At 38.8% G+C, this 15,883-nt stretch carries 15 protein-coding genes; 3 read left to right on the forward strand and 12 right to left on the reverse strand.

Going from position 1 to position 15,883, the window contains the following annotated elements; translation table 11 throughout:
• The first annotated feature begins 56 nt into the window (after positions 1-56).
• Positions 57-365: a hypothetical protein gene (locus tag AC4IFE_RS06590; protein WP_490755773.1), complete on the forward strand. Its 309-nt coding sequence runs from the start codon at positions 57-59 to the stop codon at positions 363-365.
• Between the two features lie 33 nt (positions 366-398).
• On the opposite strand, the gene AC4IFE_RS06595 is transcribed toward AC4IFE_RS06590, so the two are convergent.
• The 9 genes from AC4IFE_RS06595 to AC4IFE_RS06635 all read right to left on the reverse strand — a co-directional run bounded on the left by AC4IFE_RS06595 (position 399) and on the right by AC4IFE_RS06635 (position 9,434).
• Positions 399-1,013, reverse strand: coding sequence for an outer membrane beta-barrel protein (locus AC4IFE_RS06595; RefSeq protein WP_490755775.1), 615 nt, complete (start codon positions 1,011-1,013; stop codon positions 399-401).
• On the reverse strand, positions 997-1,812 hold the full coding sequence (locus AC4IFE_RS06600; protein WP_111958469.1) for an ABC transporter ATP-binding protein: 816 nt from the start codon (positions 1,810-1,812) through the stop codon (positions 997-999). Before AC4IFE_RS06600 ends, AC4IFE_RS06595 begins: the two co-directional genes overlap by 17 nt.
• The gene (locus AC4IFE_RS06605) at positions 1,812-2,564 is read right to left on the reverse strand and encodes an MlaE family ABC transporter permease (protein WP_490755776.1); all 753 of its coding nucleotides are present in this window, start codon (positions 2,562-2,564) and stop codon (positions 1,812-1,814) included. Before AC4IFE_RS06605 ends, AC4IFE_RS06600 begins: the two co-directional genes overlap by 1 nt.
• Positions 2,565-2,683: 119 nt before the next feature.
• The gene (locus tag AC4IFE_RS06610) at positions 2,684-4,054 is read right to left on the reverse strand and encodes an exopolysaccharide biosynthesis polyprenyl glycosylphosphotransferase (protein WP_490755778.1); all 1,371 of its coding nucleotides are present in this window, start codon (positions 4,052-4,054) and stop codon (positions 2,684-2,686) included.
• A gap of 45 nt (positions 4,055-4,099) precedes the next feature.
• Positions 4,100-4,729, reverse strand: a complete 630-nt coding sequence (locus AC4IFE_RS06615; RefSeq protein ID WP_490755779.1) for a 7-carboxy-7-deazaguanine synthase QueE — start codon at positions 4,727-4,729, stop codon at positions 4,100-4,102.
• 7 nt (positions 4,730-4,736) lie between these two features.
• The gene (locus AC4IFE_RS06620; RefSeq protein ID WP_111958477.1) at positions 4,737-5,621 is read right to left on the reverse strand and encodes a bifunctional 5,10-methylenetetrahydrofolate dehydrogenase/5,10-methenyltetrahydrofolate cyclohydrolase; all 885 of its coding nucleotides are present in this window, start codon (positions 5,619-5,621) and stop codon (positions 4,737-4,739) included.
• Between the two features lie 21 nt (positions 5,622-5,642).
• Positions 5,643-6,467, reverse strand: a complete 825-nt coding sequence (locus AC4IFE_RS06625) for a class I SAM-dependent methyltransferase (RefSeq protein WP_490755780.1) — start codon at positions 6,465-6,467, stop codon at positions 5,643-5,645.
• Positions 6,468-6,470: 3 nt separating this feature from the next.
• Positions 6,471-8,111, reverse strand: coding sequence for a glucose-6-phosphate isomerase (gene pgi, locus AC4IFE_RS06630; protein ID WP_490755781.1), 1,641 nt, complete (start codon positions 8,109-8,111; stop codon positions 6,471-6,473).
• Between the two features lie 408 nt (positions 8,112-8,519).
• Positions 8,520-9,434, reverse strand: a complete 915-nt coding sequence (locus AC4IFE_RS06635) for a DUF4349 domain-containing protein (RefSeq protein WP_490755783.1) — start codon at positions 9,432-9,434, stop codon at positions 8,520-8,522.
• A gap of 207 nt (positions 9,435-9,641) precedes the next feature.
• Between AC4IFE_RS06635 and AC4IFE_RS06640 the strand changes: the two genes are divergently transcribed.
• Entirely contained in the window at positions 9,642-11,000 is a 1,359-nt protein-coding gene (locus AC4IFE_RS06640) for an acyl-CoA dehydrogenase family protein (protein ID WP_490755785.1), read from the forward strand.
• A gap of 96 nt (positions 11,001-11,096) precedes the next feature.
• On the opposite strand, the gene AC4IFE_RS06645 is transcribed toward AC4IFE_RS06640, so the two are convergent.
• Positions 11,097-11,474: a DoxX family protein gene (locus AC4IFE_RS06645; RefSeq protein ID WP_474924223.1), complete on the reverse strand. Its 378-nt coding sequence runs from the start codon at positions 11,472-11,474 to the stop codon at positions 11,097-11,099.
• 157 nt (positions 11,475-11,631) lie between these two features.
• Between AC4IFE_RS06645 and AC4IFE_RS06650 the strand changes: the two genes are divergently transcribed.
• Positions 11,632-11,871, forward strand: a complete 240-nt coding sequence (locus tag AC4IFE_RS06650; protein WP_490755786.1) for a hypothetical protein — start codon at positions 11,632-11,634, stop codon at positions 11,869-11,871.
• Positions 11,872-11,987: 116 nt separating this feature from the next.
• Here AC4IFE_RS06650 and AC4IFE_RS06655 read toward each other — a convergent pair whose 3' ends face one another.
• The gene (locus tag AC4IFE_RS06655) at positions 11,988-13,100 is read right to left on the reverse strand and encodes an AI-2E family transporter (RefSeq protein ID WP_490755787.1); all 1,113 of its coding nucleotides are present in this window, start codon (positions 13,098-13,100) and stop codon (positions 11,988-11,990) included.
• A gap of 236 nt (positions 13,101-13,336) precedes the next feature.
• Positions 13,337-15,742 carry an endopeptidase La gene (gene lon, locus AC4IFE_RS06660; RefSeq protein ID WP_490755789.1) on the reverse strand — a complete coding sequence of 802 codons (2,406 nt, stop codon included), beginning with the start codon at positions 15,740-15,742 and terminating at the stop codon, positions 13,337-13,339.
• Between the last annotated feature and the right edge of the window lie 141 nt (positions 15,743-15,883).

Raw genomic sequence — 15,883 nt, forward strand, 5'->3', positions numbered from 1 at the left:
ATTTTTCACTAAATTGGGTAAGGCTTTTTCAATATAAACCACTAAACACAATATTTATGAAAAGTTTATCAATTACCGGGCTTATACTGCTTGCCGTATCGGCTCTGCTTTTTTATCTGACCACTGATTTTACCGTAGGTGGAATTACCATCTCCCACATGATGGGTGTAATGGCTGGAGTAGGAATTGGCCTTATTATTGGCGGAATGGTAGGATATGTAAGTAAAGGTAGCGCCATAAAGGCTGAAGAGAAAAAAAGAGAATTCAAGAGACTGCAGCAAGAAAAAGAAGATCTGGAAAAACAGGCGGCAGATATTGCCAGACGAGAAGCGGAACTTCAGCAAAATAAAAACCCTCAAGTTTAATATTTGAGGGTTTTATATAGTGTTATTTTCAAATTACTTAAACTTATAACCTACGCCTACTAAGAACAGGTTCGGTCTGTTGTCATACCTGATTTCCGATCCGGAGACTTTATTGATGAAATTTCTTTCATCTTTGCTGAATGCTCCTTCATATCGTGCATTGATGATCAGCTTTTTAATTTCAAGCTGTGCACCAAACTGGTACCCTACCGTGAAATTGTTTTTAACATTTTCTTTAAAATCATTGTAGGTATTATCCTTGCTTAAATTATAGCTTGCTACCGGCCCTACAAAAACCCCAAGCATATTTCCTAAAAGATTATACCCTAAAAGAACAGGCATATCGATACGGTTGCTTTTTACATCAAAAGTAGTATTCTCTGCTGTGAATTCATTTTTAAAATGAGTGTAGTATAATTCCGGCATTACATAAAGTGCAGTCGGAAGCCCTATTTTTAAAGAAAGTCCTACGTTGAAACCTGCATTGTTCTTTCCTGTTCCTTCAATGGCTTCATTCACCGTTCCTTTAATGTTTTTCCAGGATGGAGAGCCTGTCGGGAATATTAAGTTGGCTTTTCCTGCCAGGGAAATCTGTGCAGAAGCTAACATTGAAAACCCGATTAACGCTATACTAAGTACCTTTTTCATTATCATCTATTTTAGAGATTGTATTTTCAATCGTTTTATTATTTTCAAGTAAATATTCTCTCAGCTCTTTAAACAGTTCTGAAGAATAAACGAAGTCAATAAGATTTTTATTGCCTGCAGTAATAAGAATATCTTTGTTTCCTTCCCATTCTTTGATCCCCAGTCTCAGGTACACAATTTTCTCCCCAATCGTCATCACGGAATTCATATCGTGCGTATTGATGATGGTCGTTGTATTATATTCCTTGGTGATTTCAAGAAGAAGATCATCAATAACATTGGAAGTATAAGGGTCAAGGCCGGAGTTCGGCTCATCACAGAAAAGATATTTCGGATTGTTAACGATTGCTCTTGCGATAGCAACACGTTTCTGCATTCCCCCGGAAATCTCAGAAGGAAATTTTCTCCCTGCCTTATCAAGATGCACTCTGCCGATTACTTCAAATACTCTTTTCTTTTTTTCTCTGAAAGTAAGGTTGGTAAACATGTCCAGTGGAAACATAATATTCTCTTCCACCGTCAGAGAGTCAAAAAGTGCACTGCCCTGGAATACCGTTCCGATCTCTGAACGCAGATGTTGTTTTTCCTCACGTGTCATGACATTGATATCCCTGCCGTCAAAAAGGATTTCTCCTGATGATGGCTGATAAACATTCAGTAAGCTTTTCAGGAAAACGGTCTTTCCGGAACCACTCTGCCCGATGATCAGGTTCACCTTTCCTTTGTCAAAAGAAGTTGAAATTCCCTTAAGTACTTCAACCTCGTCAAAACTCTTCTTAAGATCTTTTACCTCAATCATCAGCTTAATATTAATTGGGTTAAAATTAATTCCGAAATGATAATGAATACCATGGTCCATACTACAGCCTGTGTACTGGCTCTACCTACTTCCAGCGATCCTCCTTTAACATTATATCCGAAGTAAGAAGGCACCGTAGCAATAATAAAAGCAAATACTGTGGTTTTTACAAAAGCATAGTACACAAATAAAGTGGGCATATACATCTGGATCCCCACTATATAATCATTTTCTGTCCAGTTTCCGGTAAGGATACCTGCCAGATAACCGCCGCCGATACCAAATACGATACTGATGGCAATAAGCAGGGGATTGAAAATGACACAGGCAAAAATTTTGGGCAATATCAGGAAATTCGGAGAGTTTACCCCCATGATGTCCAGTGCGTCGATCTGTTCGGAAACCCTCATGGTTCCTATACTTGATGCAATATATGATCCTACTTTACCTGCCAGGATAAGACTGATGATGGTCGGTGAAAATTCCAATACCAAAACAGCCTTTGTGGCATATCCCACGAATGAAGGCGGAATAGGAAAAGAAGACGAATCAAAATTATTGAACATCTGGATAGCCACTACGGCCCCCACAAATATAGAAGTGAAGATCACAAGCCCAAAGGAATTGACGCCGAGATCATTGATTTCTCTCATGAACAGCTTCCAGAAAACCCTCATTTTCTGGGGCTTCTGCAAGGATTTACCTAGAAGGATAATGTATTCTCCTACTGCTGTAAAAAACTTTTTTAACATGCTGCTAAATTAGACTTTTTTTATTTAATTAAGGTTAGACCTCAGATGCTCAACAGAGCTTTATTAAACCTTAGAAGCAAATATGATTCCTCAATTTCAGTCTTAACCTTTTGTTTAACTTATTTTGCGTTTTTGTCGCCACCAATCACCAGTAAAACGGTCTTCAAAATAATGATCAGATCCAAAACAAAGCTCCAGTTTCTTACATAGAACGTGTCTGCAAGAATCCTTTTTTTCATTTCCACCTCCACATCTCCATAATCTCCGCGCAGCCCGCTTACCTGGGCAAGGCCAGTGATACCAGGCGATACCATGCTTCTTAAACTGTATCTTCCTATCTTGGGTTTGTAAAAATTATCAACAGCAAGCATATGCGGACGTGGTCCCACAATAGACATTTCCCCTTTCAGTACATTGATAAACTGCGGAAGCTCGTCAAGGCTGGTCTTCCTGAGAAAACGACCTATTTTTGTGATCCTGACATCATTTTCTTCGGTAGTTTTCGTTGCTGATTCATCATTAACGATCATGGTTCTGAATTTGAGACAGGAGAATACTTCTTCATGGAAACCATATCTTTGCTGAATAAAAAAGACAGGTCCTTTAGATGTTATTTTGATGAGAATTGCAATAACCGGAAATAACCAGGAACCTAATAAAACCAATATAAGGATGGAAAAAGAAATGTCAAAAACTCTTTTAACCAGGAAGTTCGAGTAATAATCCAAAGGATATTTTGCCTGGCTGAGAATAGGCTGCGTCTGAATATATCCAAGATCATACAGGAAAAAATCGCTCTGTGTAATGCTCGGGATTAATGAGACGTGAACTTTATGGTCTTCCGCCAGTTTGAAGATTTCAGTTTCAAGACTTTCGGTGAAATGGTTTTCTGTAGATAAAAACAGGGTATGGATCCCGTTTTTTTTCCAAAACTCAACGAGCTCACTTGGTTTTATATCAGAAGTTCCGTACTCAAATATTTTATATCCGTAATCTTTTCTGTCCTGAAATATATTCTTCAGAATTTCTGTAGAACTCGTTTCCCCTAAAAACATCACATTTCTATAATTGATCCCTAGCGAGCGGAAGTATTTTATAATAAAATAAATAATCGATTTCGCAAGAAAAATAAAGAAAAAAAGATAGAAGGAAAGCCAGTAAATATCTGAATTGAAAAATACATTTTTGCTTACTTTTCCAATGAGCAGAACGCCGAGTATAAAAAACAGAAAATGGATAAGGAGGCGTTCCAGAAACAGGGTATAGGTAAGATTTCTCTGAATATTATAAATTTTTGTCCTGCCGCTTAAAAGCATCCAGAACAAAAAAAGCAATACCAGGGAAAAAATATTCTGATACCAGGTTTCTTTATGATATCTTAAACTTTCGTTCCTGCTTATGAAAAAGAATATGAAGATAGATGCAATAACCAAAAGGTCAAGCAAAATAATGATCGATTTCAGGTATCTAGAGTATCGAATTCTCTGCATCTATCGGTATTTATAGCGGATACGAAGAGCTAATGTACATATTTTTTACGGGATATTCAGGTATTTATGGGTCTGAACCGAGGCCTGCCATTCCGGGTGGGCCAAAATAAAATCGGTGATCTTTGGATACATCTCATCACGTTTGCTCCATTCGCTCTGCATATACAATCTGCAGCTTTCAGAAACCTTTGCGGCCTGTTCCTGGGCAAATGTAAAATCATGCTGATTGAAGATAATCACTTTAAGCTCACTGGCTTTTTCATAGATTTCTTCTTTCGGAAGTCCTGTTTTCTTAGGCGAAAGGGTAATCCAGTCGATCTGTCCGCTCAACGGATAGGCTCCTGAGGTCTCAATATGGATGGTACATCCCAATTCTTTTAATTTGGAAGTTAAGATATCTAAATTCCACATCAACGGTTCACCGCCGGTTAAAACAATTGTTTTACAATGCTTTGCAGCAGTTTCTGCAATTTCTTCTGCATTCATTAATGGATGGAGTTTAGGATCCCAGCTTTCCTTTACGTCACACCAATGGCACCCGACGTCGCAGCCTCCCAATCTGATAAAATAGGATGCCTTTCCGGTGTGTGCCCCTTCTCCCTGTAAAGTGTAAAAATGCTCCATTACAGGGAGCATTTTACCTTCTTTTAATAAAATATCTTCTTCTTTGTTCATTTTAAAATTAGTCGTTATAGACCGACGTTTTGTAAGCGATGATGGTATTTTTCATCAACATGGCTCTGGTCATAGGACCTACTCCTCCCGGTACCGGTGTGATCCAGCTTGCTTTGGCTGCACAGCTGTCAAAATCTACGTCACCCGCAAGATAGTATCCTTTTGGAGAGTCATCGTCAACTCTTGTAATACCCACATCCACGATTACTGCACCATCCTTGATCATATCTCCTTTTAAGAAATGAGGATCACCCAGTGCGGTAATAACGATGTCTGCCTTTTTTGTATATTCTTCGATATCTTTTGTGTAAGAGTGTGTTAAAGTTACGGTAGAGTTACCCGGGAAGTCTTTTCTTCCCATCAGGATGCTCATAGGTCTTCCTACGATCTTGCTTCTCCCGATAATTACACAGTCTTTTCCTTTGGTTTCAATATTATATCTTTCCAATAGTGTCAGGATCCCAAAAGGGGTAGCAGGAAGGAAAGTGTCCATTTCCAATGCCATTTTCCCGAAATTTTCAGGGTGGAAGCCATCTACATCTTTTCTTGGATCAATCGCAAGAATAATCTTTTCCTGATCAATCTGGTCCGGTAAAGGGAGCTGTACAATAAAGCCGTCTACCTCCTTAGATTTATTTAATTCATCAATTTTCTCCAGCAATTCAGATTCGGAAACGGTGCTCGGGAACTTTAAGAGCGAAGAGCGGAATCCTACTTCCTCACAGTCTTTTACTTTACTGTTTACATAGGCCTTGCTTGCCCCGTTGTTTCCTACAAGAATAGCTACCAAATGGGGTGCTCTCTTCTTGCCTTCAAGGATCTTTTCCACTTCAACCTTGATTTCTGCCTTTATTTCTTTGGACACTTTAAGTCCGTCAAGAATTTCTGCCATTTTTACTTTTTTTACTTTTATTTAGATTTTATTGAATACAACAATATCCTGGAATTCATCGGCTCCTTCCTTTTCTACATCGGTTCTCCAGAATCCTCCTTTTATGGTGGTTACTTTTAATCCTGCTTCTGAAGCCATCTCATTCAGCAAGGGAATGCTTACTGCAATATTGGCTGCGGTCACTTTATCATCCATAAGCCTGTAGCCTTCATACTGATGAGGGAACGGCATAGTGCCGAATTCCGTTTTAGACTCATCATACAGGAAAAATGTGGCCAGACATTGCCCGTCACTCTTCAGCACTCTGCTGATTTCATTAAGATACCTTTTGATCTCCGGTATCTGCATATGTGTGAAAACCGAGAACAGGAATACTTTGTCAAATCGGGCATCATGATAAGGAAATGTAAAATTCTCCGCTTTCTGGCTAAAAGTATTATACAGGTCGTTATAAATCGGTGTAAACTTGAATGTAAAATTCGGATGTTTTTTTCCGATATGCTTGTTACACCAGCTGATTCCCTTTTCAACGGCATCAAATCCGTCATATGTTCCTTCCGTGATAGTCTCTGTAAGAGCTACTGCAGTCCTTCCGATCCCGCATCCCACATCCAGTACATGATCTGTATTTTGTAAGCCGATATATTTTTTAAGCGCATTCACCTGACGGATCCCGTGAGGGATAAAGTCACTGCCACCTACATAAATATCTCCTTTCTTGGGTTCATTTTTCGATCTCTTTCCGGTAAGCCCTTCATAGAGATCTATGGGGAAATAATAAATTTTCCGTCCCAAAAGCCTGAGACCGGGAGGAAGTTTATAATAATATGACCTTAATGCAGACATCTGCTATTTATTTCCTTTATAATAATTGATCAATCCATTCGTAGAGCTGTCGTGAGAGCTGATCGCCTCATTGTTTTCAAGCTCAGGAAGGATCTTGTTGGCCAGAACTTTTCCTAATTCCACCCCGAACTGATCGAAGCTGAAAATATTCCAGATCACACCCTGAACGAAGATTTTGTGCTCGTACATGGCAATTAATTGGCCTAGTGAAAAAGGAGTTAATTCGTTGAATAATATAGAGTTAGTTGGTGTGTTTCCGTGGAAGACCTTGTAGTTTAACAATTTATCAATTTCTTCATCGGATTTTCCTGCGCTTCTTAATTCTTCTTCTACTTCCTCTTCAGATTTCCCGAAAGCAAGTGCTTCAGTCTGTGCAAAAAAGTTAGCTAAAAGTTTTGGCTGATGATCGGAAACTGCATTGCTGCTTTTCACATAAGCGATAAAATCTGCGGGAATAAGCTCAGTTCCCTGGTGAATAAGCTGGTAGAAGGCATGCTGGCCATTTGTTCCGGGCTCACCCCAGATGATAGGTCCGGTTTCATATTCTACAAATTCTCCGTTTCTGTCTACACATTTTCCGTTACTTTCCATATCTCCCTGCTGAAGATAAGCTGCAAACCTGTCCAGATATTGTGAATAGGGAAGGATTGCATAGCTTGTCGCTGCATAGAAATTACGGTACCAGATCCCTAAAAGTCCCATTAAAACCGGAATGTTTTCAGAGAAATCTGCAGTCTGGAAATGCTGATCTGTATTGTTTGCGCCTTTTAAAAGCTGCTCAAAATTGTCATAGCCAACTGCCAGAACAATGCTCAGGCCGATAGCGCTCCAGAGAGAATATCTTCCGCCTACCCAGTCCCAGAATTCGAAAATATTTTCTTCTGCAATTCCGAACTTTTTGACTGCTTCAACATTAGTGGATAATGCCACAAAGTGTTTAGCAACATCTTCTTCTTTTCCTGCTTTCAGGAACCAGTCTTTTGCAGAATTGGCATTCGTCATTGTTTCCTGAGTGGTGAAAGTCTTGGAAGCAATAATGAACAATGTGGTTTCAGGGTTCAGGGTTTTAACGGTTTCAGCAATGTGATTACCGTCTACGTTAGAAACGAAATGAACGTTTAATCTTGTTTTAAAATGCTTTAAAGCTGAACAAACCATCACCGGGCCAAGGTCTGAACCTCCGATTCCGATATTCACAACATCGGTAATTTCTTTTCCGCTGAAGCCTTTGTGTTCCCCTGAAATAATCTTCTCAGAGAACGCTTTCATATGGTCAAGAACTCTTCTGATCTGAGGTTTGATATTTTCACCGTCAACAATAATCTCTTTATCCGAGAAATCCCTTAATGCTGTATGCAGAACTGCTCTTCCTTCTGTTTCATTGATTTTGTCACCTGCAAACATTTTAGAAATGGCATCTTTCAGCTGACATTCATTGGCCAGTTGCAGTAAAAGTTCTTTCGTTCTAGCATCGATCAGGTTTTTAGAATAATCAAAAAGGAAATTATCTTGCTGTAGAGAGAATTCTTTAAAACGGTCAGGATTGTACTGGAAAAGGCTTCTCAGATCAAAGTCATTTCCTGCAAAATGTTCATCAAGGGCTTTCCAGCTGGTGGTTTGTATAGGATTTATTTTTGATAGCATATTTTAGAAATTATATAGATTCAGAAAGTAAAAGGGAGGATCAAATATTTAAAATCCATATCATTTTATTTCTGATCTGCAAATTTAAGGAAAAATAAAACCTCAGATAAATTTGAACGCGATAAATAACAATTTTTTAAAAATGAAACCCCGGAACAGCTCTGAGGTTTCATCGTTATTGCTTGCAGAAAACAGGTCAGGAAATTATTCGTCCGTTTCATTAAGTATATTTCCAGACGTTTTGCATGGCATCCATAAAGATATTTAGTCCATAGAACAGTACTGATTACAATGACTACTGTTCCCATCAAGATCGTTACAGTTTTTTGGAAAAAATAAAAACCTCCCGGAAAAGGAGGTCTGTAAAATCTAAAATTATGATGATAACCAATTGGTTAGGAATTTTTGCTATTCTGAAATTTTTGCATGTTCCGGTTTTGCCGGTTTTCTTTTTCTCAAAAAGTATACAGCTGTGGTTAAGATCAATAAAAGCGGCCATATGGTGATAAGTCCCACCGCAATCTTTTGAATCAGGTAAAATCCTTCTACAAAAGCATTTTTAGCGTCGTATATGAAGTTGAACTTATATTTATTATCAATATTCCTGGTATTGGTTACGGCAATTTCTGCAATGCGGAGTTTAGGTTCCTTGATGAAAATGTCTATCGTGCTGTATTTAATGTTGTCGGTAGTATCCATGTTAGCAAGCTGTTGCAAGTTTCCTTCCGCCATATTGTCGTTGTCCAGCTTTACTTTGTCTTTATTGGTTTTTAATTGTTCAATGTTTTCACCTGTCTTTTTAATTCTTTTTCCTTCCATCTCTGCATACCTGATGTTGGATGTTACATCTTCAGCATTGATAATTCTGGAGTTCAGGAACAGCTTTTTATCATTGATCATCACAAGAAGCTCGCTCAGTTTTTCTGTAGGTACACGTACCTGCATGGCATTTTCCGTTTGATATTTCTTGACCAGCATGGCATCATTGGCGGAAGTATTGTACGAGTCCTCGGATATTACATTACTGTGAAGATTGCTGTGGGTGACAAATCCTCCAAGATCCTGAACGGATTTTTCAATAAAAATTGTTGCTTCATATACATCTTTCACTTCCATATTCACGTCTGCCGTTTTGATGAACTGTTTATCTTTTACAGTCATGGTTGCAGCGGATGAAATACTGTCTGACGTGGCTGCTGCCGAATCTGCCACAGCATAGTCTGCCAGTTCGTTAGAAGACACCGTTGCTTCTCCTTTTTTACATGAATAAACACCTAATAAAAGTACTGCGGATAATGATAATTTAATGTAAGTCGTTTTCATAGCGTTGATTTTTGTGGGTTTTCTCAGATCAAAGTTCTGTCAGGATCTTTTGTAATATTTGAAAATCAGCTGCAAAAAGTTTGTAAATAAATATTTCTGTTTAATTTATTGTAAATGAATGTTTTGTAAAATACAGCATCTTGTAATGACTTGTTTTCGGAGCAGTTTTTGCTTAACTTTTACAAATCAATCCCACAAAACATTACTATGTCAAATACCTTTTCCAAAATAAGAAACGCGATAGAATTATTCAGATCCATAGATTTTGACCAGCTGAGTGATATTTCTCAAAAAGTTGATCTGCCCAGGCTGATGCAGAATTTTTCCAAATTGGATGATAAGCAGCTGAACGGAATGATGAAAATGCTCGATCCTGATAAGGAAAAACGAGAACTTCCTCCTGTTGATGGTGACTTTTATGATATTTACCATACACTTACCCCAGAACAGCGCGAAATTCAGCTTAAAGTAAGAGCGTTCATGGAAAAAGAAGTGAAGCCTCTCGTAAATCACTACTGGCTTAGAGACGAATTTCCTTTTGAACTGATCCCAAAGTTTCAGAAACTGGATATCTGTGGGGTCACCTATGAAGGATATGGCTGTCCGGGAATGCCTTTTCTGATGGAAGGTGTTATTGCTATGGAAATGGCGAGAATTGATGCTTCTATTGCTACATTCTTCGGCGTGCAGTCCGGTCTGGCGATGGGATCTATTTATATCTGCGGATCAGAAGAGCAGAAGCAAAAGTGGCTTCCGCAGATGCAGAAATTCGAGAAAATAGGTGCTTTCGGCCTTACAGAACCTGAGGTAGGTTCAGGAGCGGCCGGCGGTCTTACCGTTACCTGTAAAAAAACAGAGGAAGGCTGGATTCTTAATGGGCAGAAAAAATGGATAGGAAATGCAACATTTGCTGATCTGGTCATTATCTGGGCAAGAGACCTGGACAGTGGTGAAGTGAAAGGCTTCATTGTGGAAAAAGACAATCCGGGCTATTCCGTAGAGAAGATTAAGGGGAAAATGGCATTAAGAATTGTTCAGAACGGACTGATTACTTTAAAAGACTGTCTGGTGACCGAAGAAAACCGTCTCCAGAATGCAAATTCATTTAAAGATACCGGGAAAGTTCTGCGTATGACCAGAGCAGGAGTGGCATGGATGGCTACAGGCTGTGCAAGAGGAGCCTACGAGAGTGCATTGCAATATACCAGAACCAGGGAACAGTTCGGGAAGCCTATTGCTTCATTTCAGATGATCCAGGGGCATTTGGTAGAAATGCTTTCCAATCTTACTGCCATGCAGACGATGGTCTTCCGGCTTTCGGAGATGCAGGATGAGGGAATTTTAAAGGATGAGCATGCATCACTGGCCAAAGTTTTCTGTACTTTGAGAACAAGGGATATTGTTTCCAGAGCGAGAGAAGTAATGGGAGGCAACGGAATTCTTCTTGAATACGATGTAGCAAGGTTCGTGGCAGATGCCGAAGCCATCTACTCCTATGAAGGAACGAAAGAGATCAATTCACTGATTGTAGGAAGATCCATTACAGGATTCAGTGCATTTGTATAATCCTTCAATGTGAATGGTGAATCGTCAGTGGTGAATATCGCAGGATATAAATTGACACCGAAGCTAATTGACTATTCACCATTCATAAATAACTTCCTAACTAATCAAAGCCTTATATTTCTCCCTGTTATCAATAATCATCCAAAGATTAATCAGGAACAGAGCTCCTGCGATGGACATTCCCATGGTGGATTTGTCCATTGTAAACACGTGAACTACAATTCCCACCATTACGGGTAAAATGACAATGGCTCCTAATGCTCTTGTTTTTGGGAAAATAAATAATAGCCCGCCGACAACTTCTACAATTCCCACCAGAGGCATCAGCCAATGAATTTCTCCAAATGCTGCAAAAAGTTTCATTTGCTCAGGCGTTGGCTTTTCCATTGGCATATAATTAAAGAATTTGTTTAATCCGGCATTGATAAACATAAGCCCGAAAAGAAGGGCAAAGATAAATTTTACGATTTTCATAATTGTTGATTTTATATCAAATGTAAAACAAAAATGCTATTCGTAAGTCTATTTTTATTAAAATTTGTTAATGTTTCATATTTATCTCCATGTTTGGAATAATTTGTAATTTCATTTAATATATTTGTTATACAAATCAAAACTAAACAATCGTATTATGCTGAAAAAACTTCAAAAATTAAATCGTGAGAGTCTAAAGAAAGTTCATGGCGGAGGAAAACCTCCTGTCTGTGATATAGGACCGGAAGGCTGTCCGTGTATCATTCCACCGGGAGATCCTTGCTTAGGAGGCGGAGGTGGTGGTGGCGAAGATGTGGGATATTGCCCTGATAGCCATGCATATATTCCGTGTAACCAGACGTGTCCAAGCGGAATGAGCCCATTGTGCGCACTATAAAATCAACTATAGGAGCTGTCTCACTTGAGGCAGCTTTTTTATTAGGCCAGTAAGTAATAAATGATGACTAAAACATTATCATTCATTACTCATTACCAATTGCTCATTGTCAATAATCAGTCCATTTCCTTCAGTGTGATATTCTTAGAAATCTTATAACTCTTTTTCTTTTTATTAGGCTTTTCTTCTTCCCCGAGCAGTTTGCCCCATGGCTTTAAGCCGTCTACTCTTTCAAAAATAATTTTAATGATCGCAATAGCCGGAATGCAGAGGAACATTCCTGCGATCCCCCACAGATGTTCGCCTAAAATAATTCCGATGAAAGAAAACAGAGCATTGATCTTTACTTTTGAACCTACAACGAACGGAAGTACAATATTTCCATCAATGATATGTATGGCAATATAGCCGATAGCTACATATATGCAGGTGGAAGGCGTACCGGTTGCAAAGGCAATGAAACATGATATCAGAAGAGAAATACAGATTCCCAGATAAGGAATTACATTGAGCAAACCTGTAAGAACAGCCAGTAGTATAGCATATTTTACCCCAAGAATGGTAAGGAGGATGGAGCAAAGAACTGATACAATCAGAACCTGCAGACAAAGCCCAAAAATATATTTCTTCGTCATGATTCTGATCTCATTAACTACTTCCTGAACGCTTGCTTTATGTTTTTCGTTAAAAACGGTTACGATGAACGTATTAAGAACCCTTCTGTAATTCAAAATAAAAATAAAGAACAGAGTGAAAAATACAATAAAGCCAAAACCGCTTGAAAATATCCCAAATGTAAAACCAAGAATCACTCCAGAGGAAGAAAGCAGTTTATTCAAGCCCTGGTTAATGTAATCCAGCTGCTCATCTATCTTTACATTGAATGTTTTTGAAATCCAGTGCTGCAGATTGCTGAAAACGGTCGTCACCTGTTCCCTTAGATGAGGAAGATCTTTACTGAAATCGGAAAGCTGGGATCCGAAAAAATAAATAAGTCCGGATAAAATAGCCAGCATCACAAAAACCGACGTCATTGTTGATATGGATCTTGGAAATCTTAATCTTCTTTCCATAAAAGTGGCAGCAGGAAGAAAAAGCATAGCCATTAAAAAAGCTAAGAAGAAAGGGGCTAATATGCTCTGTCCGAGTGCCAACAGGTAACCCAGGCCAATGATGGAAATAACTACAAGTGTAAGATTAACAAGAAAAGGGAGTCTAAGAAAATTCATAATTTTTCAAATCTGTTGCATAAAAATAAGAAAACCCGTCTAATTAAAGGTGGGTTTTGGTTTAATTAACATAATTCTTTTTAAAAGAGAGGGCATATGATAGCGCCGTGTGGTATGCGTTTTCTTTAAAGTTGATCCCTACTTATTTTGTACTTTTGTAGCCAGACTTAATAACAAAAAACGCACCCCAGAATAATCTGAAATGCGTTTCCTTATGAGAGTTGATATGTTATTAATTATTTTTCGATCGCAAAATCAACTACTTCTTCCATTCTGTTCACATAATGTACAGTCAGGTTTTTCAGATAATCTTTTTTGATCTCTTCCACATCTTTTCTGTTGGCTTCACAAAGGATCACCTCTTTAATGCCTGCTCTTGTTGCAGCCAGAAGCTTTTCTTTGATTCCGCCTACAGGAAGTACTTTTCCTCTTAATGTTATTTCTCCCGTCATAGCAAGATGAGGTTTTACTTTCTTGTTCTTAAATGAAGAAACCATGGAAGTTAGCATCGCGATACCTGCAGATGGTCCGTCTTTCGGAGTTGCCCCTTCCGGAACGTGAACATGGATGTTCTTCTTATCCAGATCTTCCTGCGCGATTCCCAGGTCATCATGTCTGGCTTTAATGTACTCCAAAGCGATGGTTGCAGATTCTTTCATGACAGTACCCAGGTTTCCGGTCATGGTAAGACTTCCTTTTCCGTTGCTTAAAATACTTTCAATGTATAAAATATCTCCACCCACACTGGTCCATGCTAAACCTGTTACAACCCCCGGTACACCAGTGATTTCAGACAGGCTTTTCGGTCTTGGAACACCAAGGATCTCATCTATTTTTTCGACAGTGATCTTTGGATCGTATTCTTTCATTAAAGCAGTCTGAAGGGCAACCCATCTCGCAATAGAGGCAATCCTTTTTTCCAGCGTTCTTACACCACTTTCTGATGTATGTGCTTCAATGATATGTTTAAGCTCAGGATTTCCAAGTTTGAATGATTTTGCATCCAGACCGTTTTCTTCCTGCTGTTTTTTGATCAAATGTCTCTTCGCTATCTCTGTTTTTTCCTCCATCGTATAACCAGCGATCTGAATGATCTCCGTTCTGTCTAATAATGGTGTCTGGATCGTAGAAAGTGAATTTGCCGTAGCAATAAACATCACTTTAGACAAATCGTAACCCATTTCCAGAAAATTATCATAGAAAGATTTATTCTGTTCAGGATCAAGGACTTCCAAAAGGGCAGAGCTTGGATCACCGTGAAGGCCCTGCGCTATTTTATCAATCTCATCAAGAACAATTACCGGGTTGGAAGTGCCTGCTTTTTTGATAGATTGCAGGATTCTCCCTGCCATAGCTCCAATATATGTTTTTCTGTGTCCACGGATCTCGCTTTCGTCATGAAGCCCGCCCAGAGATAACCTTACATATTTTCTTCCCAAAGCGTCAGCAACAGATTTTCCTAAAGACGTTTTACCTACTCCCGGAGGCCCTACAAGTAATAGAATAGGGGATTTCATATTGTTTTTTAGCTTTAAAACAGCCATGTGCTCCAGAATTCTTTTCTTAATGTCTTCCAGTCCGAAGTGAGCTTTATCCAAAGTTTTTTCAGCTTTGGCAATATCAAAAACATCCTTTGTATAAGTTTCCCACGGAAGATCCGTGAAGAAATCAAGATAATTTCTCTGAACGTTATAATCCGGAGAATTAGGGTTCTGGCGCTGCAGCCTGTTGATCTCCTTCTGGAAATGATCTTCCACTTCCTGATTCCACTTTTTTCTTCTTGCCTTATTGATGAGATCCTCGACATCACTTTCAGGGCCGCCTCCCAGCTCATCCTGAATAGTTCTGATCTGCTGATTCAGAAAATATTCCCTCTGCTGTTTGTCAAGATCCTTTGATGTTTTCTGATGAATCTGGTTTCTCAGTTCCAGTTTTCTGTAATCCTCATGCATCATTTCATAGCACTTGTTAGCCCTTTCCATGAGGCTTTTCTCCTCAAGAAGCTTTTGTTTTTCCGCAGAAGGAAAGCTTGCATTGGTGCAGATGAAATTCAGAAGATCATCATTGTTATTGATGTTTTTGATGGCAAAATTGGCCGCATTCGGAATATTAGGATCCAGCTCGATTATTTTCAAGGCCAAATCTTTGATATTCTCAAGCAAAGCTTCATATTCTTCCTTATTTTTTGGCCGGGAATCCTTCAGCTTTGTAATTTCAGCTTTGAAATAAGGCTGGCTTTCTACGATTTTTTTTATTTTAAATCTGTGGAAACCTTTGGTAATAGCTGTAATATTGCCTTCAGGAAGTTTGATGATCTTGATGATCTTTGCCAATGTGCCGGTCTGGTACATATCTTTCTCGGCTGGCTGCTCCAAATCTGAGTTTTTCTGGCTCACGATTCCAATGAACTCACCATTTTTCTGTGCTTCTTCAAGAAGCTGTATCGATGTTTTTCTTCCTGCAGTAATAGGAATTACCACATTCGGAAACATGACCATATTTCTTACGGGAAGTATAGGGAATATTCTCTGTTCGGAATTTTTATCAGTTTCCGAAAAGTCTGAAAGATTGATCTCTTCGGCTACAATGTCAAACCCATCGCTGATCATTTCCTCTAAACTAATATCTTCAAATTCTGTCATAGTTAATCAAATGACAAATTGTCATCTTCGTTTTAAATCGTTAAAATGATATTTTACAATATGCGCTGAAAACGTGCAGCGTATTATAGTTCTCTAAATTGCACAATACCTATGCCATTTGTTTTTTGCTAAAAAATATGG

Source organism: Chryseobacterium sp. UF-81, assembly GCF_058245105.1.